This is a genomic window from Ruegeria sp. AH7, assembly GCF_056541325.1.
Window position 1 is genome coordinate 662,506 of the sequence record NZ_JBQFYF010000001.1, and the last position, 20,728, is coordinate 683,233.

A 20,728-nucleotide genomic window follows, 5' to 3' on the forward strand; every position below is an offset into this window, starting at 1 on the left:
TTTGCAAAAACTGTGATTCTTGCCGCGTTTCTTATCGTGGCGCTTGGGTGGCTTGCTGGCGGGGGGTCCGTCGATACTGATGCAGCCAGTATGGTTCAAAAGTTGGATGGTAGCGTGATTTGAGCGCCGATCTGATCCGGTAGGGGGAAAAGGGGCCTTTGGGCTCCTTTTTTCCGTTATGTTTCAGGCGTCCACTGTAACTTGAGTTTGGAAATATGCGGCCAATTGAGGCTGCAGCCAACGCCATAGGGCAGGCGCGCCAGTCTCAATTGCAGGCCGAACCCGCATTTCGATTTGCGCATAAGTCACGTCATAGTCGACCCACGATCCACCACCAGTTTCCAGATTGGCGATGGGCGTTTGGTAGCGGTCAACTGCTTTGGCAAATACCGCATCCGCTGTTTCAGCCGCTTCGAATTCATACCACAGATCAGAAAATTCGGCGTTCTGCGCTGCGGGCAACAAGCCGAAAAGCCGCTGTGCGGCAGCCTCTTCCTTTGCGGCCTGTGCCGTGTGATCCACGTGACCGTGAATGGGGTGATCGCCGGCGTCGATTTCTACAATGTCATGCAGCAAAAGCATACGCAGCACCCGCGCAACCGAAATATCGGTTTCGGCATGTTCCGACAGCACCCAAGCATAGAGCATGATGTGCCAGGAATGCTCGGCTGAGTTTTCGAACCTGTCCGATGTCATGAGACGTGAGGCGCGCAAAACGGTTTTCAGTTGGTCGGCCTCGGACAGGAACGGAAGCCGCGTGGTAAATGCGTTTGTGTCTGGGGTTGCCCTAGTCAACAGGGCCTTTGCGTGGCCGAAGGCCAAAGGAAACGCTTGGGCCAGATAGGCGACGCGCCCGCCGTCCATATTGTCCTTTGCAATCTCGATATGCGCGGGCTGGGGCTGATCTGCACAGAGCACCTGAAACAGGGGCTGGCAGCGATCCAGTATCTTGGCAAAGCGGGCGTCTGCCGTCTGATCGCCTTCAAATTCCTGCCAAAGCGCCTGAAACTCTTGTGCCTGATCGGGCGGCAATAGGCCAAAGAGCTGTGACGCCGCCCGTTTTTCGGCCTCCGCCACCGCCTGCCAGTCGGTATCCAGATGGATAGGATGGTCGCCTACGATGATCTCGACCAGATCATGGAGCAGCAGCATCCGGATGACCCGGTCAATCGAGACCTCAGGTGCAGCCAGAGGCGCCATAACCAACGCCCAAAGCGCCAGATGCCAGCTGTGCTCGGCCGAGTTTTCGGGGCGCGATTGATCCAGCAGAACATTGGCGCGTTCTACCGTTTTTAACCTGTCGGCCTGTTTCAGAAACGCGATTTGAGCCGACAGTCGATCCGTCATTGTTTTTCGATGGCTTTCACTTTGGAGCGGTGGGTGCTGAGACGTTTGATGACAAAGGCGCGTGCCTTGCGTTCGGCCAGACGCACGCGGATTTCAGTCAGAAACGCCTCTTCCAGAGATTGAGAGGCCGCACCAAGCACTTCGCCAACTTCAACAAAGAATCGGTCATCACCGGTTTCATCCATAACCTTCATCGTATCCTCTGCCAGCTTGGCGGCGAGGGTCGTGATGGTGTCTGACATCAGCGGGTATTCTCGGTCAGGCGGCGTTTCACATAGTCGCTGACATCGGTGATCAGCGTGTCCATGTGGCGATCCTGGAAGAAGTGATCGGCGCCTTCAACCTCGGTATGGGTGATGGTGATGCCTTTCTGCTCGTGCAGTTTGTTGACCAGTGATGTGGTGTCTGCCGGCGGCGCAACACGGTCGGATGAGCCGTTAATGATCAGGCCAGAAGACGGGCAGGGTGCCAGGAACGAGAAATCATACATATTGGCTGGGGGCGAGACGCTGATAAAGCCCGTGATCTCGGGTCGACGCATCAGCAGCTGCATCCCGATCCATGCGCCAAACGAGAACCCCGCCACCCAGCAGTGTTTCGAGTTATTGTTCATCGACTGCAGGTAATCCAACGCCGATGCCGCATCGCTCAATTCTCCTACGCCCTGGTCATACTCGCCCTGGCTTCGGCCCACGCCGCGGAAGTTGAAGCGCAACACGGTAAAGCCCATGTTGTAGAATGCGTAATGCAGGTTGTAGACGACCTTATTGTTCATGGTCCCGCCGAACTGCGGGTGCGGGTGCAGGACGATGGCGATCGGAGCGTCTTTTTCCTTTTGCGGGTGGTAGCGGCCTTCCAGGCGGCCTTCGGGTCCGGGAAAAATCACCTCGGGCATGTGTGCTTTGGTCCTGTCTTTTTCTTCTTCGAGCCCGGATATACTTGACGATAATCGTCGGGCACCTTAGAACGGTTCTAATTAATAGCGGCGCGTATTGTCGCTGCCCGTCGGAGATACGCACTGGCGGCGGCGGCGTCAATGATTTCGCGTGTATCTTGCCATGAGGGAATGCCAATGAAGCTGTCGACGAAGGGCCGTTATGCCATGGTTGCGCTGGCCGACATCGCGCTGCAGCCCTCGGATCAGTTGGTCACGCTGGGTGAGATATCGGAACGACAGGACATTTCGCTGCCCTATCTCGAGCAGTTATTTGTCAAGTTGCGCCGGGCTGAACTTGTGGCGTCTGTTCGAGGGCCCGGTGGTGGCTATCGTCTGGCGCGGCCCGCGTCCGAAATCCGTGTCGTCGAGGTTCTGTCGGCTGTTGATGAAACAGTTGACGCCTTATCCAAGGGCGCGGGTGCCTCTGGGGCATCTTCTGGCAGCCGCGCTCAATCCCTGACCAATCGTCTTTGGGAAAGCATGAGTGCGCATGTCTATGTGTTCCTACATCAGACCCGGTTGTCGGATGTGATCAAGAACGATCTCGCCCCATGTCCCGCTGTGCCCAGCTTGTTTGCTCTTGTTGATGAATAGAGCTTCGATCCTCAGTTGCCCGTTTAGTGTCTGACAAAAGATGTATCCATGACTCGCGTCTATCTCGATCATAACGCCACTACACAATTGCGGCCCGAAGCTCGGGACGCGATGATTGCGGCGATGGAGGTCTGCGGGAACCCGTCATCGGTGCACGCCGAAGGCCGTACAGCCAAAGCGTTGATCGAACGTGCAAGGGCGCAGATCGCCGCCGCATTTGGGGCCGATGGGGCGGATATCGTATTTACCTCAGGATCGACCGAAGGCGCGGCGTTGGCGCTTGCTGGTCGAAGACTGCATGGGGCAGCAATCGAGCATGATGCCGTAAGGTCTTGGATCAAAGAAGATGTTCCGGTTCACGAAATGGGTCTTGTTGATCTACCCAATCCAGCCAACGCAACGCTTCAGCTCGCCAATTCCGAAACGGGTATTGTTCAGACTCTTCCTTCGGGACTTGCCGTGACGGATGCCACACAGGCCTTTGGAAAGCTGCCGGTGGCTTTTAACTGGATGGACGTTCAGATGGCGTTGATCTCAGCGCATAAACTGGGCGGGCCCAAGGGCGTTGGAGCTGTTGTCATGAAGCGCGGCACCGATCTTGCGGCCCAGATCAAGGGCGGTGGGCAGGAAATGGGGCGGCGTTCAGGCACGGAAAATGTCATTGGAATCGCTGGGTTCGGGGCCGCAGCTGAAGCTGCTGCACATGATCTGGCCAATGGTGTTTGGGAGCAGGTCGAAGAATTTAGAAATATTCTAGAAAATGCTCTTGAGGCCGGAAATAAATCACCTATTTTTGTCGGGAAAGGTCAGAAGCGCCTGCCAAACACTCTGTGTTTCGCCTCACCCGGTTGGAAAGGTGAAACCCAGGTCATGCAGATGGATCTGTCGGGTTTTGCGATCAGCGCGGGCTCGGCCTGTTCCAGCGGCAAGGTGCGCGCCAGTGCTGTGCTGACGGCGATGGGATATGACGAGGTAACAGCAGCCAGCGCAATCCGCGTTTCGCTTGGCCCTCGGACCACAAATGAAGAAGTGCTGCGGTTTGCTGAAACGTGGCTGGATAAAGAGAAAAAGCATCGCGCGCGCGCCGCGTGATCTGATGGAGAGGAAGCAATGGCCGCTTTGGACCAGACCCAGGTGAAAGAAGGTGTCGATCAAGAAACCGTGGATGCGGTGCGCGAGGTCAGCACCTATAAATACGGCTGGGATACAGATATCGAGATGGAGTATGCGCCCAAAGGCGTGAACCCCGATATCGTGCGGCTCATCTCTGAAAAAAACGAAGAACCCGAATGGATGACTGAATGGCGTCTGTCGGCCTTCGAGCGTTGGACCAAGATGGATGAGCCGAAATGGGCCATGGTCAACTATCCTGAGATCGACTTTCAGGACCAGTACTACTATGCCCGTCCGAAATCGATGGAGGAAAAACCCAAGTCGCTCGATGAGGTCGATCCCAAACTGCTGGCTACCTACGAAAAGCTTGGTATCCCGCTGAAAGAACAGATGATTCTGGCGGGTGTTGAAGGCGCTGAAAACGCGCCAGCCGAGGGGCGCAAAGTTGCTGTCGACGCGGTGTTTGACTCCGTCTCGGTTGGGACAACCTTTCAGAAAGAGCTGAAGGACGCGGGCGTCATATTTTGTTCGATTTCCGAGGCGATCAAAGAACATCCTGAGCTGGTCAAAAAGTACCTTGGCACCGTGGTTCCGGTCTCGGATAACTTCTACGCCACGCTGAACTCAGCCGTGTTCTCGGATGGTTCGTTCGTCTACATCCCGCCGGGTGTCCGCTGCCCAATGGAGCTGAGCACCTATTTCCGCATTAACGCTGAAAACACTGGTCAGTTCGAACGCACCCTGATCATTGCCGATAAAGGCAGCTATGTCAGCTACTTGGAAGGCTGTACTGCACCTCAGCGCGACACTGCTCAGCTGCACGCGGCCGTGGTCGAGATCATCGTCGAAGAAGATGCCGAGGTGAAGTACTCGACCGTTCAAAACTGGTTCCCCGGGGATGAGAACGGGAAGGGCGGCATCTACAACTTCGTAACCAAGCGCGCGGATTGCCGTGGGGATCGCTCCAAGGTGATGTGGACGCAGGTAGAAACTGGCTCGGCCGTGACGTGGAAATACCCGTCCTGCATTCTGCGCGGCGAGGAAAGCCAGGGTGAGTTCTACTCGATCGCGATTGCCAACAACTATCAACAAGCTGATACCGGGACCAAAATGGTTCACCTGGGCAAGAACACCAAATCGCGTATCGTGTCCAAGGGCATCAGCGCGGGCAAGGCGCAGAACACCTATCGTGGGCTTGTCTCGATGCACCCGAAGGCCAAGGACAGCCGCAACTACACCCAGTGTGACAGCTTGCTGATCGGCGACAAATGCGGGGCGCATACGGTTCCGTATATCGAGGTCAAGAACAACTCCAGCCGTGTGGAACACGAGGCGACGACATCCAAGGTGGATGACGATCAGCTGTTCTACTGCCGTCAGCGCGGCATGGACGAAGAAGAGGCCGTGGCCCTGGTGGTCAACGGGTTCTGCAAAGACGTCCTGCAGGCGCTGCCGATGGAGTTTGCGATGGAAGCCCAGCAGTTGGTGGCCATCAGCCTCGAAGGATCAGTGGGTTAATCCCGCCTTTCACAGAATTCAGAACAAATTCGGGTCTTGCGACCCCTTGCGATACGCAAAAGGACAAAACATGCTGGAAATCAAGAACCTGCACGTACAGCTTGAAGAAGAAGACAAGCAAATCCTCAAAGGTGTGGACCTGACGGTTGAAGCTGGCAAGGTACACGCGATCATGGGGCCGAACGGCTCGGGCAAGTCGACGCTGAGCTATGTGCTGTCGGGCAAGGATGGCTATGAAGTCACCGAAGGCGCTGCCACACTCGATGGCGAAGATCTTCTGGAGATGGAACCCGAAGAGCGCGCCGCTGCGGGTGTGTTTTTGGCCTTCCAATACCCGGTTGAGATCCCGGGCGTCGGCAACATGACCTTCCTGCGCACCGCCGTGAACGCCCAGCGCAAAGCGCGTGGGGAAGAGGAGCTGTCCGCCGCAGATTTTCTGAAAGAGGTGCGCGCCAAGGCGAAAACCCTCAAGATCGACGCCGACATGCTCAAACGTCCGGTCAATGTGGGCTTTTCGGGTGGTGAGAAAAAGCGCAACGAAATCCTGCAGATGGCGATGCTTGAACCCAAGATGTGCATCATGGATGAAACCGACTCGGGCCTTGACGTGGATGCGATGAAACTGGTGGCCGAAGGTGTGAATGCGCTGCGCGATCAGGGCCGTGGTTTCCTGGTCATCACACACTATCAGCGCCTTCTAGATCACATCAAACCCGATGTCGTGCACATCATGGCAGACGGCCGTATCGTCAAAACCGGCGGGCCCGAGCTGGCGCTTGAGGTCGAAAACAACGGCTATTCCGACATTCTTGCCGAGGTGAACTGATGGCCTTGCCCGAAGTCAAACAATCCGCAACCGAGGCGCGGCTGGCCGCGCTGACCATGCCCGATGCAGGCTGCACCCGCGCGGCCCGCGAAGATGCGCTGGCACGTGTTTTGGAAACAGGTCTGCCGGGGCGCCGCGACGAGTACTGGAAATACACACAGCCCGATACTCTGGTCGCGGCAGCGGCGCTGCCTGCGGCTGTTTTTGCAGATGATGAAGCGCTGATCTTTGATGAGTTCGATAGCCTGAAGATCGTATTCATCGACGGTGTGTTCAGCGCTGAAGAGTCCGATGTTCTGTCGCTGGAAGGTGTCAGCATCGACCGGCTAGAAGACATTTGTTGCAAAGATATCCACTGGGCCAAGGATCAGTATGGCGTTCTGGAAGCGCGTGGTCAGGCGCCGGTACAGCGCCCTCTGGCCGCTTTGAACACGGCCTTTGCCTCGGACGGGGTGGCCATTAATGTGACAGGTAAACCGTCGAAGCCGATCAACTTGATCTATCGTCATGCATCGCCGACATCGGACGCGATCCTACATCACGTGGTCCGCGTCGAGAGCGGGGCCGAGGCGACCATCCTGGAGACGGGTCCTGCGGCCTCGCGCTTTAACAAATGTATGGAAATCGACATTGCAGATACCGGCACCCTGCACCATGTCCGTGCACAGGGTCGTGACCATGAACGTCGCGCGGCGACGCATATGTTCACTCGGCTGGGGCAGGAATCGGTCTACAAATCCTTCACCTTAACCGTGAACGGCGTTCTGACGCGCAATGAACAGATCATCGAACTGACGGGCGATGATGCGGTTGCGCATGTGGCCGGGGCCTGTGTCGGTGATGGAGATTTCCACCATGATGACACGGTGTTCATCACCCATGATGCGGTGAATTGCGAAAGTCGTCAGGTGTTCAAGAAGGTGCTGCGCAACGGCGCGACCGGTGTTTTTCAGGGCAAGATCCTTGTCAAGGAAGGGGCCCAGAAGACAGACGGCTACCAGATCAGCCAATCGCTGCTGCTGGATGATGACAGTCAGTTCCTCGCGAAACCCGAACTTGAGATCTATGCCGACGATGTGGCCTGTTCGCACGGGTCAACCTCGGGCGCGATTGACGAGACCGCGCTGTTTTACCTGCGCTCACGCGGGGTTCCAGAGAAAGACGCGACCAACATGTTGACGCTGGCGTTTCTGGCCGAAGCCGTGGACGAGGTCGAAGACAGCGCCCTGGCTGAGGCTTTGGTCAGCCGGCTGGAAGGGTGGCTGGCCCGCCGCAGCTGATGCCGGTGTCATCAGATATCGTTGCCACATATCGGGGGCCGGGGCGCGTTGTGCGCCGGCTTCTGGATATGGGACCGCGCGAAGACCGAGCGCTGATCTTCGTCATGGCCTTCTGCATTGTCGCCTTCATCGCGCAGATGCCCAGCCTTGCGCGCCGTGCCCATATTGAAGGTGTCGAACTGAATATGCTTCTGGGCGGGGCCTTGATGGGCTCTGTCTTTATTCTGCCACTGTGTTTCTACACGATTGCGCTGTTGTCGCATTGGGCGGCGCGCATGGTGGGGGGCAAAGGCACGGCTTATGGCGCGCGGCTTGCATTGTTCTGGGCGTTGCTGTCCTCAGCTCCGCTGGTGTTGCTGAATGGCTTGGTCGCCGGATTCGTCGGCCCAGGCCCGGCTTTGACCTTGGTTGGGCTGATTTGGGTTGCTGTCTTTTTCTGGTTCTGGTTATCCGGGTTAAGGCAAGTGCAAAGGTCAGCAGAATGAATGTTCCTCATCTGGGTCAACTGGCGGTTCTGACAATCAGGAAACCCGCCGAAGCGGCAAAACAGCTATTGGTTCTGAAACCGGGGCGAGAGGTTCTTTGGCTAACCTTCTTTCTTGCGGTTGTCCTCAACTGCCTGATCCAGCTGGGTATTGATCTGTCCGTTCCCGTGGGTGACGGCGAAACTGGTCCGGTGATCGATAGCGTACCTTTGGTTCTGATCCGATCGGCCGGCGCGATGATGTTGAGCATCTTGGCGTTTTTGTTCGTCGGCCGCCTGCTTGGGGGTACAGCCACATTTGACGACATGATGATCCTGACGATCTGGCTGCAATACCTTCAGATCGCCGCCTTGATGGGGACATTGATCCTGAGCCTGACGGTTCCGGTCTTCATGGCACTGTTGTTGTTCGCCACAGCCATACTGAGCCTTTATATCACGCTGCATTTCCTGAACGAGGCGCATCAGTTCGGCTCGCTCTGGAAATCCTTTGCCGTCGTACTTTTGTCCGCTTTGGTTGCGGTTCCATTCGTCCTGATGTTCGCCCCTGCGGCACCCGTCTAGAAAGATCACCTCATGTATGATGTGCAGAAAATCCGATCTGACTTTCCGATCCTGTCGCGCGAGGTGAATGGAAAGCCGCTGACCTATCTGGACAATGGGGCCTCGGCGCAGAAACCGCAGGTCGTGATTGACGCTGTGACGCAGGCCTATGCGCATGAGTATTCGAACGTGCATCGCGGGCTGCACTACCTGTCGAATCTGGCTACCGAGAATTATGAAAACGTGCGCGGCACTATCGCGCGGTTTCTGGGTGTCGCCAATGAGGATGAAATCGTTCTGAACTCGGGCACCACCGAGGGAATTAACTTGGTGGCTTATGGCTGGGCTATGCCCCGGTTTGAGGCTGGGGATGAAATTGTCCTGAGCGTCATGGAGCATCACGCGAATATCGTGCCCTGGCATTTCCTGCGTGAACGGCAGGGCGTTGTTCTGAAATGGGTTGATGTCGATGCGGATGGCGGGCTGGACCCGCAGGCGGTGCTCGATGCGATTGGACCAAAGACCAAGCTGGTTGCGATCACGCATTGTTCGAACGTTTTGGGCACGGTGGTGGATGTCAAAGCGATCACCGAAGGCGCCCATGCCAAAGGTGTTCCGGTGCTGGTGGATGGCAGCCAGAGCGCGGTTCATATGCCGGTCAATATTGATGAGATCGGTTGTGATTTCTATGCCATCACCGGCCACAAGCTGTACGGTCCGTCAGGATCAGGCGCGATCTTTATCAAATCCGACCGCATGGTCGAAATGCGCCCCTTCATCGGCGGCGGTGACATGATCAAAGAGGTCAGCAAAGATCAGGTCATCTACAATGATCCGCCCATGGAATTCGAGGCTGGAACCCCTGGTATCGTGCAAACCATCGGTCTGGGTGCAGCGTTAGAGTATATGATGGATCTGGGGATGGAGAACATCGCCGCCCACGAAGCCAGTTTGCGCGATTACGCCATGCAGCGTTTGAACGGGTTGAACTGGCTACAGGTTCAGGGAACGCGTCAGGACAAGGCTGCGATCTTCAGCTTTACGCTGGACGGGGCAGGGCACGCGCATGACGTCTCGACCATCCTTGACAAAAAAGGCGTTGCTGTGCGCGCCGGTCATCACTGCGCGGGTCCGCTGATGGATCATCTGGGTGTAACGGCAACCTGTCGGGCGAGCTTTGGCCTCTATAACACCACCGATGAAGTCGATACTCTGATCGAAGCACTTGAACTGGCGCATGATTTGTTTGCCTGAAACGATCCCCGGGGGCAGAGATTTCCAGTTGCACCCGGACCGGATCAGGGTTAGCTAACGGCCAAGGCACCTGTAGCTCAGCTGGATAGAGCGCTGCCCTCCGAAGGCAGAGGCCAGAGGTTCGAATCCTCTCAGGTGCGCCATAATTTCTCTTTAGCTTTTGATTCTAAATAAAAAGTAGACGCACCGATGTCCCTCTGTGCTGATTTCTGTACTGATCGACTTCGCTGGCCGTTTGAGTTCTGGAAGGCGCAGAGTGATGGTGAGTGCCCGCGTTATCGGGTCACCGGTTTATTTCGATAATAGTCGAGTTACTCTCGTCAAATACCGGTATTTCTAAAGAATAACCTGAGGCGCGAGCCATTTCTTCGAGCAGTTTCATCATAAACAAGTAGTGGCGTCGGACAACAAAAAGCAGCTCGTGCTTCTTGCCTTGGTCTCCAACCAAACACTGCTCATACAGATACACCGGGAGATTTTCACCGCCAAGCACACTCACCAATCTCCCCCACTGCTCATCCTCGAACGAACCGTATGGTTTTCCGTGAACCATCCGCTTACGGAACAATCGGATTTCATCTAAAATCCCATCCGCAACCCACGCGTCACGGACCTGCTTTAGGTGATTTCCTGCAAAGAAAACGCCCATCATCCGATCTGAAAAGGATCGCTGTTCTTTGAATCCGGTCATCAATTTAGTAAAGTCGTTGACTTTCTTAGACATGCCATTTCGCGCCGCGATAAGAGCAGCCAAATAATCTCGAAGCGAACCGACCGACGAATAAAAATCGTGCACGCTGGCTGATATCTCAAGACTGGACCCCATCGAAAATCGATGTCCCGCCGTCTTCCCGCTAGTGATCGCTCCAAGAAGTTGCATGCTGTAGAAGCTTGAAATTCTCCCCATATGTACTTCAACACTGCGTATCCCAAGCGCAATGTGACGGGCGAGTTCGATCTCCTTTTCGTCTTCGGCATCCATGTTCTTCACTATTGACGACCAGAGATCACCGGCACTTTGTTCCCTTGTTAGCGCTTCGGTAGACCAAGGACGAAAGAACCGATGGTTTACGCCACTACTAAATCCTTGGTGCTCATAACAGATCGGCTTCACGCCAAGGTTCTCGATGACAGTTTTTATCTCTTGATCTGAGAAAAAACCGATAACGTGTGGCTTTCCACCAATCGGAACAGGCTCCAGAGTCCATCCCTTGGTTACTCGACACGTGGTTAGCCCGCCAGTGTAGTATAAGGTGAAGGTGTGGTGATCCTCGGGAGGGACCAGTTCCTCTTTTAGTTCCAAGTCGATGATCATCCTTGTGCCTCTACAGTCGTTTCTTTTGATGTTGTTGAATTTCTGCTTTCACCGATCTACCAAAAGATGCATTGAGAAATCGAAATACTCCATGGGATGCATGCATGATTTTCACAAAATTTGGTCGAATTCTGGCTGTTCTTGCTATCGCGTTTGGCGTCTTGCGTATCGTGATGGCTATTGCCGTTCTGTCTTCAGAAGACCCCGGTAGTGCCGCCCGATATCTCGGTTCCAAGACCACAGGGCAGGCAATCGACCAAGGTATATACACCATCGTCTTCGGTATATTGGTGGGTGTGTTGACTGACATCAGCAAATCAGTTGCGAAGCTGCGTCCTAGCTCATCTGAAAACGCTACCGACTAGCCGCGATATCAGAGTTGGAAGTCGAACGAAGGCCCGCGTCAGCGGGCCTTCTTTGCATTGCTACATCACGCGAATAAGTCAGCACTGCTGACCTTGACCCGTTTCTGCGGTTTTCTTGCTTTGTTCCCTGTTCGGGCGCATAATTCGCACATGACCTGATGAATGGTCCAAAGAAAACTATCTTTATTTGTGAGTAGGTTAACAAGTGCTGACAGTAAGTCAACTCGATCTGGCCCATGCGGTCGGGCTAACTCGGAATACAGTGACGGCTCGGACGCGTGGGCTGGAATACACCACGGGGGCAATGGGCGCGCGGCTCTATCGGTTGGCGGATGTTTTGCCGTCCATCAAGCCGAGAGAAAGAGGTGCTGTTCCCGAACTTTTCCACGTTGCTCGGAGTGACGGCGAAGAGCTTCGGGTGGGTGACAACGCCGTTGCCCGTGCCCGCAGTTTGGAAAGATGGTTACAGGGTGAACAGGTTGAACGTCTGTTTGGCGCAAGAGTTGCATTCACCAATGCGCTGGCCCTGTCTGTTCAGTCTTCCGTGCTCTTTGAACACTTGGAGGCGCTGCGGCTCAAGATTGCATTAACTGACCCAGTTCTGCGTTGGACCGTCCTTGGCGATGCCGATGCGTTACCGCCGTTTGAGCACTGGGCTGTGCCGTACGCAATTACAAACGCCCGATACGAAAATCTCTATGAAAAGGAAGCCGCGTAAATGAGCGATCAAAACGAAACCTTCCGTGACATGGTCGCCACTGATCCAGTGCTGCGGGACCGGTGGCTTGGTACGCGTGAGCGTGCCCAGCAAGTAGCCAATCAACTTGGTGTCACGCTCGACTCCGATGACGATTTGATTGCACTTCCATCCGTCCGGTTGGCTGTTCTAGCCGATGACTACAATGCCGAACAGATGCTGAGCGAAATGCAGGCCCTTGAAACGGTCAAGGAACAGGTCAGGCAGCGCGAACTTCGCGAGGCATTGCAACAGGGCGAAGAAGACGCGCATGCCGAACTTAACCGTTTGCCGCGCTTTCAGCGCATGGCACGTGCCCGCGAACTTGGGCTGACTGGTGCAGCGCCTGTGAGTGATCCGTCATCAGTGGCAGACGAGGCTACTTTGCTTCGTCGTCTGCTGACACTCAGCCCGTCCGAGAGGCTCGCCAAGGCGCGTGCGTGGGGCTTGGCATGACGGACCTAGCACAGATCGAAACTGCGGTTCGTGCCAATGGTGGGCATTGGCAAACTTACTTCCGACAAGAGGGGCCTGCGTGGCAGTGCATACTTTTCCCTAAGCTCCGATTGACGGTTGCAGAGTATCACGATCTCACGCTCCGGTTTCGCCGTGTTAATGGTGCAATGAGCGGAGTCGAAAAGGCGCGGGCGAGGGCACGAGCAAGGGCTGAACGTTATGGACGTTGATGTTCACGCTGACTCGGGGTCTGTCATGGATGAGGCGGGCTGGGGCGGCGGTGTGATCTGCATTGATACCAAAGGAGGTTTCACACACCTGCCAAAGCGCGAACGGGCGAAGGCAAAAGCCCGTGCGATTGAACGTCAACAGAAGTGGCAAAAAGCTCTGGCGGTTCGTGAAAACTGGACGCCAGAACAGTTTGCTGCTGAGGCGGAAAGGCTAGAGCGCGAGGTGGCGGACCATGTCGCGCGACAAGCAGCGTAAGCGGATGACGGTTGCGCTCAAGCGAGTATTGAGGCGCGCTCAACTCTGGCACGCGGCCCGTCTTGCCTGTGATGATGAAGAGACATGGCAGGCTGCATGGCCTGCCATAGGGCGGGCAGTTGAGCAGCAACTCAACCAAGAATTCGGGGCCTAACTTTTTAACCTGCGAACGAAGTGGGGGTTCAATTTGTGGAAAGATCGAACCGGCCCCGATGCCCCTGCGGTGACGCCCATGTTGCCGCAGGGGATTAACTCTAAGAATGAATGGAATGAAATGAACGAACGCATGATTGATGAACTTGCAGCGCTTCTGCGGAATACGGCGGCGCGGGCTGGGCGGCGCGGGATGCGTGTCAGCTATGAATGGCTGCGCGGTGTGCTCGACGATGATGACCGCTTGACTAGGCAGGTGCTCTTGCGCGCGGGGTTCACCCCACCTAGGGCGACCGAATGGTCTGTTGGCGGGGGCGGAGCAGCGCTGAGCCACTTCACTTATCCGGCGCTTTTGGAAGACACTATGACCGATATCTTGGAAGATTACGACGCCACCTGACCGTTTGATTCGGCGGGGAAAATTTCACCCAAAACGCGAAAATGAGCTTCAAGCTGAGTTATTGAAATTGCTTTTCAGCTTGAAGCCCAAATTGCGATTTTAGGTGAAATATCAAAATGAGCTTCAAGCATAACATATTGAATAAAAACAATAAAAATTACGAATTTTCTTGCCTCAACTTGAACGTGCAGCATAGCTTCCACTCACAACAACCCCACTAGAAGGAGGAACGGAATGGAAGAAATCATCGTGCTGGCTCACCAGATCAAGGAGGAGTCGGAAAAGGAAATGACCCAGAAACAGCAGGACAAGCTTGCAGCGCTTTCAATGGAGTTGATCTGCCTTTTGGGCACTGCTGAAGCAGCATAACCGAACGGGCCGCGTTAGCGGGCCCAGCGACAGAAGGGATGAGCAATGAAAAACTGACTAAAGGAGAAAACAATCGAATGGCAAACAACTCAGTATTTTCAGCTTCGCTGTTTCGCGAAGACCAGATGCGATCAGGGGTAATGTGATGGGTACCGTAATTGCAATGACCCCGCCGGGACGACCTACAGTATCGGTTCGGACTAAGATGTCTGACAACGGGAAGAAGTTTAGGAACAAGTTCAATATTCGGGAAATTGACGAAATCCGAGACGTGAAGTGCTACATGGAAATTCAGTTCAAGGGGCAGATCGACGAACGGGGAGAGGATGACCCCTTCAGCGATCTCGAATTGGCCAAGTTTTACATGTCGCTAGTGAAGTCGAATATCGACACACCTCAGATCAATATTTTCACGGACAGGATTGCCAGTAAATGGAAGGTGGCATTGCCTAAGAACCACCTCAAGGCCGCGCACAACTTCGCAGAGTATGAGTGGGCAGCGATGGCAGTCGCAAATGATAAGGCGAACGGAGAGGCGAATGTGCGGGGTACGTTCGGTTTCACTGATCTTGCGGACTATGCATACACGCGCATCAAGGACGTCAATGCCTCTTTTGAGCCGGTCGTGTTCCGGCATGGAAAGGAACTGGTCCGGGTCGTTAGGGATGCCAAGACCGGCAAGGATGAAATGGAAATCCTGTTTCCCCGAAGCCTCCGACCTATTGTGAACCGCTATGCTCCGTTCTTCGAAGACCAGAACGGTGAAACTCAGAGCATCAGCGCCCCTATGGATGTGGTCGAAGAGCTTTTCTATGGCGACTATCAGTTTCCAGAATTGACCCAGATTGCGACTTACCCCGTGTTCGCTCCTGACGGCGGGCTGATCGACATGAGCGGTTATGATGATGAGACGGGCATCTTTATGTCTCTGCCCAACGATCTGCGCATCCCGGCGGTACCGAAGAAGCCAACACAGCTAGACATTGATCGCGCTTTGCGGATGCTTTGTGACCTCTTCGGCGATTTTCCGTTCGATGGTCAGGCCTGCCGCAGTGAAGGTGAGCCACTTGAGGCCGATGAGGTTCCAGCCAGCATGGCGAATACGTTAGCTATGGTGCTTACCCCATATTGTCGGCAGATGATTAATGGCCCGTTGCCTCTCGCATTCATCTCGAAGCCAAAGGTTGCCACCGGCGCGTCTCTGCTTGCCGCATCTTCATACATCATTGCTGCCGGTGTATCGGAACCATCCGCTGCACTTCCTTCGTCTGAAGAAGAACGCCGTAAGACGATCTTTGCCAGCCTGCGGAAGCAGAAGCCTTACGGCCTTTTTGACAATGTGTCCGGCGAAATCTCGTCTGATGCATTGGCCTCAGTTCTGACGGCGACGACGTTTGAGGGGCGAGTTCTCGGGAAGTCTGAGATGGCAACCGTATCTGCAAACGCAATGTTTGTGATGACGTCGAACAATGCTCGCCTCAACGAAGACCTCAAGCGACGTGCATTCCTAATCCGCCTAGATGCCAGGATGGAAAACCCAAAGGACCGGAAGGAATTTAAGTTTGATCTGGAAGGCACCTACGTTTCGGACCATCGCGGAGAATTACTGTGGGCCGCGCTGACGCTCATCAAGGCATGGGCGGTGAATGGCATGCCCAAGCCAGAGAATGTCCCTCATTTGGCCTCCTATGGCGAGTGGGTCCGAGTCCTTGGCGGCATTCTCGAAAACGCAGGCATTGATACTTTCCTTGGGAATGAAGATCAGAAGGATGCCGTTGCGGCTATCAATGAAGCTGAGGGCATAAACAACTTGATCGCGGTCTGGTGGGAAAAGGCCAATGATCCCGAGCAACGAGCTGTCACAACGGAGATGGTTGCTGGCACGGATGAAGGTCTGGTGGCATTGTGTTTCGCTGAAGATATTGAACTTGAGGGGGTAAAGAGAACCCGCAAGGACGCAGACCTTATCTATGATGCTACGGCAATGGGTAAGTTCCTCAGCGATCACGCTGACGCGTACTTTAACATTGATGGCGTAGAGGTCCGCCTCGAAAAGACTGGAGTTCGCCAGAGGCGTACCGTGTGGAGGCTGACCCCGAAGGACGAATGACGCTCACGTAGCAATATTGCAAATTGAGATAGGCCGCGTCAGCGGCCTTTTTCGTGTCTCGGTGAGGAGCTTTTGTCTGAGGGGTGCGTTTGTGAGGTCCACCTCATCTGAACAACCATATAATTTTAAAGGGTTAATCCGAAAAAGTGAGGTGGGTGAGGTGATGAGGTGGGCGCGTTCACGCACTATAGGGGTTTTTCTTTTTTCTCCCTTCTTTGCGAAAGCATCCCTATGGGAAAAAAACTATTCTCTATAGAACAACCAACCTACCTCATTCACCTCACTCACCTCACTTCAAGTCGAATCAATTCAATAAAGTAAGGGTTTCTAGCGGGTGAGGTGAATGGTGAGGTGGTCGCTTCACCTCACCAATTCGATTTACTGCGGTTGCGTGGTGTGTGTTCGGTGCGAGGGGTGCAATTCAATTTCGCCCGACTGCGTCTTGAGCTTCATAAATCTTCACGCGGCCCATTACCTGCGCGAATTTGATTAAGCTGCGCCAGCCTTCCGCGCAATTGAGCCTCGAAACTCTTCACTTGAGAAGGCGATTTGGATTTGCTCAATTCGTCCCTGACAGCGTGTATTTTTTGTCTTTGCCGATTGGGCGCAGTAACGCCACAGCGTGTCAGGATAACGCCGGTAACCTCGGCGGGGCGATCTCGCCGTGAACGTTCTTTATTCACGGCATATCGATGCCCGTGACGGTGCAAGATTTTCTTTATTTCCCATATCGTGCGTTCCGGCACAGTCTCCCCAGAAATCGTCAGGTCGTCTGCATAGACACTGAGCGTACACGAGGCCGTACGCACCGCTTCTTCGATTTCTTCCCACATATCGATGTAAGCAAAGTAGGCAAGGATAGGGCTGCATGGGCTTCCTTGCGGAAGAACGCCTTCCTCCGTCACAATGCGTGCCAAAATCGTCGCGACGTCGTCGCTACACTCCATTCGTGTTCTGAAGAACCAAATCACCTTTTTGATGGTGCAGCTCGGAAAGAAGTCTTCAATATCAAGCAGGCGTACAGAGCGCGCGCCGATATGGCGCGCGGCGTTGTCGACGTAAGATCGCCCTTCGACTGGCGCAAAGAGATAGTCGGGAGGGGCTACACGGTGTAGCAGGTTAGCTATCCGGGCTTGCACAGATTTCAACGGCGGTATGGGCGCGCTTATGTCCCTCATTTCACCGTTTTTCTTAGGCTTTTGGAACTTGATGTAGCCGTTCTCGAGCTTGACGAGCCGCTTGAGCTTGGATGGTGATACCTGCAACAAGTCAGCCAACTTCGCTTTTGTCCGAAGCCGAAAGAACGGGCTATCTCGCAGTTGATACTTACGCTTTTCCATCTGCAGTCTTGGCCTCAATGAATTGGAGAAACTGAAGAACTTTGCCTGCTATCGCAGTTTTCGTTCGATCTACCTTGGACGGGTTCTCCAAATTTTCTGCAAAAAACATGATCGAAGACGGGGGCAGACCAAAAGCATCGGAATACTTTTGTATTACATCTAGTGATGGTGCCTTTTTGCCGCTTTCCAGTTCCGAAACATATGATTTGGACAGGCCAAGTCTGTCTGCAAGTTCCTGCTGCTTCATGTCATGAAAAACACGGATAAGACGGAGTGCTTCTGACAGCATTCGTTTTCCCTTTCAACGCTAGGATACAGTGGAAGCGATTTAGTCACCGGGACCCCCTGACAGGGCATTCCAGAACCGCCAGATGCGGTAGGCGAGCCATCCAAGCCGGATTGCCCACTTTAACAGGAACGGAGCGCGAAGCCACGAAGGCCACTTACTCGTTCTTTTCAATCGCTGTTGTCGTTCGTTAGTCTCTAAGGCCATTTCTGGTCTCCTTCTTGCTCACCCATACCCACCGTGGGTAGGGTGTCATCGCGAACAAGAAGTGCGGACAACGACAACCAAACCAAAGTACCAAGAGACCCACGGTCATCGTGGGTCTCTGCTTCGCCGACCGTGTCCCGTGGCGTCCTCTGGGGAGCCGTGGGCCGTGGGGCCGGTTAAGCGGTAGGAGGCGAACCTCCCGCGAGCCTGACGGCTCAAGATGTGACGACTTTTCCTTCCGCTGTGACCAACTGAAAACAAACATAAGAACTGCCGGGCAAAGTTCAAGAAAAAAGTTCGCCATCAGCGAACTTTATTCGGATTACTGTCTTCAGCCGCCCTCGGCATCGCAAACAGCAACTTAATTGGATAAGTTGTATTGACCTTTTGCTAATTAACGGAAGAATCTTTTAAAGTATTGAAAAAACTATCGAATCATATTTTCAAGATGTTACAACTTGCGTAGGGACCCTTTGGCTTGATGTAACTTGGAGGCACTGCCGTGAAGATCGTTTCATATATCCGAGTATCGACCGATAAGCAGGGGCGCAGTGGCCTAGGGCTAGAAGCTCAGCAGGCAGCTATTGCAGCGTTCGCCAAGACCGCTAACGCGGCGTCGGTAGCTGAATTCCAAGAGGTAGAGTCCGGCAGAAACAATGATAGACCTGAGTTGGAAAAGGCCCTGAAAATGGCGCGTGTGATGGGGGCCAAGCTCGTAATCGCCAAGCTGGACCGACTGAGTCGCAATGCTGCGTTTCTCCTTAAACTACAGGACTCGGGCGTCGATTTCGTGTGCTGTGACATGCCCGATGCTAATGCCCTGACGGTCGGAATTATGAGCGTGATTGCCCAAGCCGAGTCCCGCATGATCGGTGACAGGACACGCGCAGCCATGCAGGCCGCAAAGGCCCGTGGTCAGAAGTTCGGGAACCCGAATGGTGCAGCCGCCCTACGTCGCGCAGGTAAGGGTAATAGCGCAGCCTGTGCCGCTCAAAGGGACCGCGCTAACGCGCGCGCTAATGATCTGGCGGATGTGGTTGCAGACCTTGAAATATGTGGTTTCAGCAGCCTACGGGAACAGGCAGATGAGTTGAATCAACGTGGGATTAAAACCCCTCGTGGAGGTCGCTGGCACCCCAACTCAGTCGCGCGTCTACGCAAGCGTTTGGCACAGGCAGATTAACATCACATTGGCTTGGTTCGCCGCCGCGTCAGCGACCTGAAAATAAACCACAAGGGGACCCAAGGGGGCAGTACCCCTTGCCTCAAAAGGGCGCGCAGTACCTGTCAGTAGGTTGTAGAGCAACTTGCTCAATGTGATGTTAGAAACCGCCGGTTGTACAGGTTGCACACCCCCGACCGGGGACCCATCCAAAAACAGGCGCCCCACGTTTCAACTCCAATCGGGCTTAAATAGGTTTTTAGATTTCCCGATGAAAGGTTGCAGTGTTGAGAAGGTCTGCACTGCGTACCAAACCCGGCCTTCGTTCGAACCGCTCAAACAACCTCTATGAGGGCGGCCAAATCGGTAGTCTTTGTCGGTGACAATAGCGAATGATTGTCGGAGCCAAACTTCCATGATTTATCCATCCGACGCTATCGTTGCGGTTTAGACGCGCGTTGTGCATTATATAAAGATTATTAGCTAAAAGGAGATTGGAATGAGGAAGGTCGGAATTGAGCATTTGCAAGCCGCTTTGACCGAAGCTGGAATCGAGTTGAGTGAGAGCGTTGTGTTCCCGTATGGACTACGAATAGGTGAGCTTGACGGCAAGAAAGTGGTTATTCCGCTTACACCGGATGAGTATCGGGAGTCTCTGGCAAAGATTTTCCCAGAAGAAGAAGCGAGGAAACAAGCTTTAAATCCCCGGTGCGTCTCGTCTGGCGCGTTTTGTGTTTCACAAGGTTGTACAAGCGCCGATGGGGAGTGCTATAAATACTTCGACACAGATAGATGGCTATGTGGTTGTAGCTACTGATTTCAGGTCGAAACACTGGGTCACTAGTGCTACTCTATTTACTGTTTCGGGTGATAGACAAACGAGAGGTGTCAGGGAACACTAACTGATTAGTCATCGTTGACCTCAGCGCGTCATTGCTTGGCAATATGTGATCCCGCTTCTTGGAGGCTCGAAATCGTTAACCTGCCAAAATGTTGCCGAAACCCCACCCAGAGGTCGCCATCCTACAGCGATAGCGTCATTAACTCTCTCTTCGAGCTGATGGACGCTATCGGCACTTTCAATTTTGTACTCCATCGCGTTTACCCCTTCTATACCAAACGCTAGTTGTCATCATTACACTTCTTGATTTTCGATCCAACCGCGCAGAAAGCGGACTCATGCCGCGATGCCGTGATTTGGTTATTTAAGGACTTATTGCCGACCATGATTCCGCAAAGGGACATACCCCCCGCGCCCGTTTTGCGCGAGATTCCTGACCCTCTGGACTCCAGATTCTAGGTGTATGGCCTGTTCTGGCTTATACTTGGCATATCTCCCCAAGTCAGATCGCGCGGTGTGTTTCTTCTACGCTGCGCACGACTAGGCGGGGTTCTTGAACGGGGTCTGCATGACCGTTTCGGAACCCCGCCGCTCCTTTCCAAGCAG

General features: G+C 54.2%; 24 protein-coding genes and 1 tRNA gene. 18 read left to right on the forward strand and 7 right to left on the reverse strand.

The window, feature by feature from the left end; genetic code table 11:
• Positions 1-183 precede the first annotated feature (183 nt).
• The 3 genes from ACR0JX_RS03340 to ACR0JX_RS03350 are packed head-to-tail and all read right to left on the reverse strand — an operon-like array spanning position 184 to position 2,242.
• On the reverse strand, positions 184-1,347 hold the full coding sequence (locus ACR0JX_RS03340; protein WP_480541375.1) for an HD domain-containing protein: 1,164 nt from the start codon (positions 1,345-1,347) through the stop codon (positions 184-186).
• Positions 1,344-1,589, reverse strand: a complete 246-nt coding sequence (locus tag ACR0JX_RS03345; protein WP_480541377.1) for a hypothetical protein — start codon at positions 1,587-1,589, stop codon at positions 1,344-1,346. Before ACR0JX_RS03345 ends, ACR0JX_RS03340 begins: the two co-directional genes overlap by 4 nt.
• Positions 1,589-2,242 (reverse strand): alpha/beta hydrolase, encoded by a 654-nt coding sequence (locus ACR0JX_RS03350; protein ID WP_170536610.1) that lies wholly within the window; start codon positions 2,240-2,242, stop codon positions 1,589-1,591. The genes ACR0JX_RS03345 and ACR0JX_RS03350 overlap by 1 nt, the downstream gene beginning before the upstream one ends.
• Before the next feature lie 177 nt (positions 2,243-2,419).
• On the opposite strand from ACR0JX_RS03350, the gene iscR reads away from it, so the two are divergent.
• From iscR to ACR0JX_RS03395, 9 genes are all read left to right on the forward strand, one after another.
• Positions 2,420-2,878 carry a Fe-S cluster assembly transcriptional regulator IscR gene (iscR, locus tag ACR0JX_RS03355; protein ID WP_353007674.1) on the forward strand — a complete coding sequence of 153 codons (459 nt, stop codon included), beginning with the start codon at positions 2,420-2,422 and terminating at the stop codon, positions 2,876-2,878.
• A gap of 48 nt (positions 2,879-2,926) precedes the next feature.
• A complete protein-coding gene (locus ACR0JX_RS03360; protein WP_480541380.1) occupies positions 2,927-3,970 on the forward strand; it encodes a cysteine desulfurase family protein in 1,044 nt (347 codons plus the stop codon).
• An 18-nt stretch (positions 3,971-3,988) separates the two neighbouring features.
• Positions 3,989-5,509 (forward strand): Fe-S cluster assembly protein SufB, encoded by a 1,521-nt coding sequence (gene sufB, locus ACR0JX_RS03365; RefSeq protein ID WP_480541382.1) that lies wholly within the window; start codon positions 3,989-3,991, stop codon positions 5,507-5,509.
• A 70-nt stretch (positions 5,510-5,579) separates the two neighbouring features.
• The gene (gene sufC, locus ACR0JX_RS03370; protein WP_170536617.1) at positions 5,580-6,335 is read left to right on the forward strand and encodes a Fe-S cluster assembly ATPase SufC; all 756 of its coding nucleotides are present in this window, start codon (positions 5,580-5,582) and stop codon (positions 6,333-6,335) included.
• Positions 6,335-7,615, forward strand: a complete 1,281-nt coding sequence (locus tag ACR0JX_RS03375) for a SufB/SufD family protein (protein WP_480541384.1) — start codon at positions 6,335-6,337, stop codon at positions 7,613-7,615. Before sufC ends, ACR0JX_RS03375 begins: the two co-directional genes overlap by 1 nt.
• A complete protein-coding gene (locus ACR0JX_RS03380) occupies positions 7,615-8,100 on the forward strand; it encodes a YIP1 family protein (RefSeq protein ID WP_480541386.1) in 486 nt (161 codons plus the stop codon). The genes ACR0JX_RS03375 and ACR0JX_RS03380 overlap by 1 nt, the downstream gene beginning before the upstream one ends.
• The gene (locus ACR0JX_RS03385; RefSeq protein WP_353007668.1) at positions 8,097-8,663 is read left to right on the forward strand and encodes a YIP1 family protein; all 567 of its coding nucleotides are present in this window, start codon (positions 8,097-8,099) and stop codon (positions 8,661-8,663) included. The genes ACR0JX_RS03380 and ACR0JX_RS03385 overlap by 4 nt, the downstream gene beginning before the upstream one ends.
• A 12-nt stretch (positions 8,664-8,675) precedes the next feature.
• On the forward strand, positions 8,676-9,896 hold the full coding sequence (locus tag ACR0JX_RS03390; protein ID WP_480541388.1) for a cysteine desulfurase: 1,221 nt from the start codon (positions 8,676-8,678) through the stop codon (positions 9,894-9,896).
• 66 nt (positions 9,897-9,962) lie between these two features.
• Positions 9,963-10,039: transfer RNA gene (locus ACR0JX_RS03395), tRNA-Arg, on the forward strand.
• A gap of 140 nt (positions 10,040-10,179) precedes the next feature.
• Here ACR0JX_RS03395 and ACR0JX_RS03400 read toward each other — a convergent pair.
• Positions 10,180-11,211, reverse strand: coding sequence for a hypothetical protein (locus ACR0JX_RS03400; protein ID WP_480541390.1), 1,032 nt, complete (start codon positions 11,209-11,211; stop codon positions 10,180-10,182).
• Positions 11,212-11,315: 104 nt separating this feature from the next.
• On the opposite strand from ACR0JX_RS03400, the gene ACR0JX_RS03405 reads away from it, so the two are divergent.
• From ACR0JX_RS03405 to ACR0JX_RS03435, 7 genes are all read left to right on the forward strand, one after another.
• Entirely contained in the window at positions 11,316-11,576 is a 261-nt protein-coding gene (locus tag ACR0JX_RS03405; RefSeq protein ID WP_480541392.1) for a hypothetical protein, read from the forward strand.
• A 304-nt stretch (positions 11,577-11,880) separates the two neighbouring features.
• On the forward strand, positions 11,881-12,294 hold the full coding sequence (locus tag ACR0JX_RS03410) for a hypothetical protein (RefSeq protein WP_480541394.1): 414 nt from the start codon (positions 11,881-11,883) through the stop codon (positions 12,292-12,294).
• On the forward strand, positions 12,295-12,768 hold the full coding sequence (locus ACR0JX_RS03415; protein ID WP_480541396.1) for a hypothetical protein: 474 nt from the start codon (positions 12,295-12,297) through the stop codon (positions 12,766-12,768).
• Positions 12,769-12,987: 219 nt separating this feature from the next.
• Positions 12,988-13,254, forward strand: a complete 267-nt coding sequence (locus tag ACR0JX_RS03420; RefSeq protein ID WP_480541398.1) for a hypothetical protein — start codon at positions 12,988-12,990, stop codon at positions 13,252-13,254.
• Between the two features lie 286 nt (positions 13,255-13,540).
• Positions 13,541-13,807 carry a hypothetical protein gene (locus tag ACR0JX_RS03425; protein WP_480541400.1) on the forward strand — a complete coding sequence of 89 codons (267 nt, stop codon included), beginning with the start codon at positions 13,541-13,543 and terminating at the stop codon, positions 13,805-13,807.
• 234 nt (positions 13,808-14,041) lie between these two features.
• Entirely contained in the window at positions 14,042-14,176 is a 135-nt protein-coding gene (locus tag ACR0JX_RS03430; RefSeq protein ID WP_480541402.1) for a hypothetical protein, read from the forward strand.
• 283 nt (positions 14,177-14,459) lie between these two features.
• On the forward strand, positions 14,460-16,286 hold the full coding sequence (locus tag ACR0JX_RS03435; RefSeq protein ID WP_480541404.1) for a hypothetical protein: 1,827 nt from the start codon (positions 14,460-14,462) through the stop codon (positions 16,284-16,286).
• Positions 16,287-16,735: 449 nt separating this feature from the next.
• Here the strand turns inward: ACR0JX_RS03435 and ACR0JX_RS03440 are convergent, their stop codons facing one another.
• Positions 16,736-17,626: a reverse transcriptase family protein gene (locus tag ACR0JX_RS03440; protein WP_480541406.1), complete on the reverse strand. Its 891-nt coding sequence runs from the start codon at positions 17,624-17,626 to the stop codon at positions 16,736-16,738.
• Positions 17,613-17,915: a helix-turn-helix transcriptional regulator gene (locus ACR0JX_RS03445; protein WP_170632146.1), complete on the reverse strand. Its 303-nt coding sequence runs from the start codon at positions 17,913-17,915 to the stop codon at positions 17,613-17,615. Before ACR0JX_RS03445 ends, ACR0JX_RS03440 begins: the two co-directional genes overlap by 14 nt.
• Positions 17,916-18,621: 706 nt before the next feature.
• Between ACR0JX_RS03445 and ACR0JX_RS03450 the strand changes: the two genes are divergently transcribed.
• Both ACR0JX_RS03450 and ACR0JX_RS03455 read left to right on the forward strand, forming a co-directional pair.
• Positions 18,622-19,302, forward strand: coding sequence for a recombinase family protein (locus ACR0JX_RS03450; protein WP_480541408.1), 681 nt, complete (start codon positions 18,622-18,624; stop codon positions 19,300-19,302).
• Between the two features lie 478 nt (positions 19,303-19,780).
• Positions 19,781-20,098 carry a hypothetical protein gene (locus ACR0JX_RS03455; RefSeq protein WP_425081567.1) on the forward strand — a complete coding sequence of 106 codons (318 nt, stop codon included), beginning with the start codon at positions 19,781-19,783 and terminating at the stop codon, positions 20,096-20,098.
• A 105-nt stretch (positions 20,099-20,203) separates the two neighbouring features.
• Here the strand turns inward: ACR0JX_RS03455 and ACR0JX_RS03460 are convergent, their stop codons facing one another.
• The gene (locus tag ACR0JX_RS03460; RefSeq protein WP_480541410.1) at positions 20,204-20,377 is read right to left on the reverse strand and encodes a DUF1737 domain-containing protein; all 174 of its coding nucleotides are present in this window, start codon (positions 20,375-20,377) and stop codon (positions 20,204-20,206) included.
• Positions 20,378-20,728: the final 351 nt, after the last annotated feature.

What these genes read in the sequence shown, in the direction of transcription:
- ACR0JX_RS03340 (WP_480541375.1), bottom strand. Translation starts at nt 1,347, where the DNA reads ATGACGGATCGACTGTCGGCTCAAATCGCGTTTCTGAAACAGGCCGAC.
- ACR0JX_RS03345 (WP_480541377.1), bottom strand. Translation starts at nt 1,589, where the DNA reads ATGTCAGACACCATCACGACCCTCGCCGCCAAGCTGGCAGAGGATACG.
- ACR0JX_RS03350 (WP_170536610.1), bottom strand. Translation starts at nt 2,242, where the DNA reads ATGCCCGAGGTGATTTTTCCCGGACCCGAAGGCCGCCTGGAAGGCCGC.
- iscR (WP_353007674.1), top strand. Translation starts at nt 2,420, where the DNA reads ATGAAGCTGTCGACGAAGGGCCGTTATGCCATGGTTGCGCTGGCCGAC.
- ACR0JX_RS03360 (WP_480541380.1), top strand. Translation starts at nt 2,927, where the DNA reads ATGACTCGCGTCTATCTCGATCATAACGCCACTACACAATTGCGGCCC.
- sufB (WP_480541382.1), top strand. Translation starts at nt 3,989, where the DNA reads ATGGCCGCTTTGGACCAGACCCAGGTGAAAGAAGGTGTCGATCAAGAA.
- sufC (WP_170536617.1), top strand. Translation starts at nt 5,580, where the DNA reads ATGCTGGAAATCAAGAACCTGCACGTACAGCTTGAAGAAGAAGACAAG.
- ACR0JX_RS03375 (WP_480541384.1), top strand. Translation starts at nt 6,335, where the DNA reads ATGGCCTTGCCCGAAGTCAAACAATCCGCAACCGAGGCGCGGCTGGCC.
- ACR0JX_RS03380 (WP_480541386.1), top strand. Translation starts at nt 7,615, where the DNA reads ATGCCGGTGTCATCAGATATCGTTGCCACATATCGGGGGCCGGGGCGC.
- ACR0JX_RS03385 (WP_353007668.1), top strand. Translation starts at nt 8,097, where the DNA reads ATGAATGTTCCTCATCTGGGTCAACTGGCGGTTCTGACAATCAGGAAA.
- ACR0JX_RS03390 (WP_480541388.1), top strand. Translation starts at nt 8,676, where the DNA reads ATGTATGATGTGCAGAAAATCCGATCTGACTTTCCGATCCTGTCGCGC.
- ACR0JX_RS03400 (WP_480541390.1), bottom strand. Translation starts at nt 11,211, where the DNA reads ATGATCATCGACTTGGAACTAAAAGAGGAACTGGTCCCTCCCGAGGAT.
- ACR0JX_RS03405 (WP_480541392.1), top strand. Translation starts at nt 11,316, where the DNA reads ATGATTTTCACAAAATTTGGTCGAATTCTGGCTGTTCTTGCTATCGCG.
- ACR0JX_RS03410 (WP_480541394.1), top strand. Translation starts at nt 11,881, where the DNA reads ATGGGCGCGCGGCTCTATCGGTTGGCGGATGTTTTGCCGTCCATCAAG.
- ACR0JX_RS03415 (WP_480541396.1), top strand. Translation starts at nt 12,295, where the DNA reads ATGAGCGATCAAAACGAAACCTTCCGTGACATGGTCGCCACTGATCCA.
- ACR0JX_RS03420 (WP_480541398.1), top strand. Translation starts at nt 12,988, where the DNA reads ATGGACGTTGATGTTCACGCTGACTCGGGGTCTGTCATGGATGAGGCG.
- ACR0JX_RS03425 (WP_480541400.1), top strand. Translation starts at nt 13,541, where the DNA reads ATGATTGATGAACTTGCAGCGCTTCTGCGGAATACGGCGGCGCGGGCT.
- ACR0JX_RS03430 (WP_480541402.1), top strand. Translation starts at nt 14,042, where the DNA reads ATGGAAGAAATCATCGTGCTGGCTCACCAGATCAAGGAGGAGTCGGAA.
- ACR0JX_RS03435 (WP_480541404.1), top strand. Translation starts at nt 14,460, where the DNA reads ATGGAAATTCAGTTCAAGGGGCAGATCGACGAACGGGGAGAGGATGAC.
- ACR0JX_RS03440 (WP_480541406.1), bottom strand. Translation starts at nt 17,626, where the DNA reads ATGGAAAAGCGTAAGTATCAACTGCGAGATAGCCCGTTCTTTCGGCTT.
- ACR0JX_RS03445 (WP_170632146.1), bottom strand. Translation starts at nt 17,915, where the DNA reads ATGCTGTCAGAAGCACTCCGTCTTATCCGTGTTTTTCATGACATGAAG.
- ACR0JX_RS03455 (WP_425081567.1), top strand. Translation starts at nt 19,781, where the DNA reads ATGAGGAAGGTCGGAATTGAGCATTTGCAAGCCGCTTTGACCGAAGCT.
- ACR0JX_RS03460 (WP_480541410.1), bottom strand. Translation starts at nt 20,377, where the DNA reads ATGGAGTACAAAATTGAAAGTGCCGATAGCGTCCATCAGCTCGAAGAG.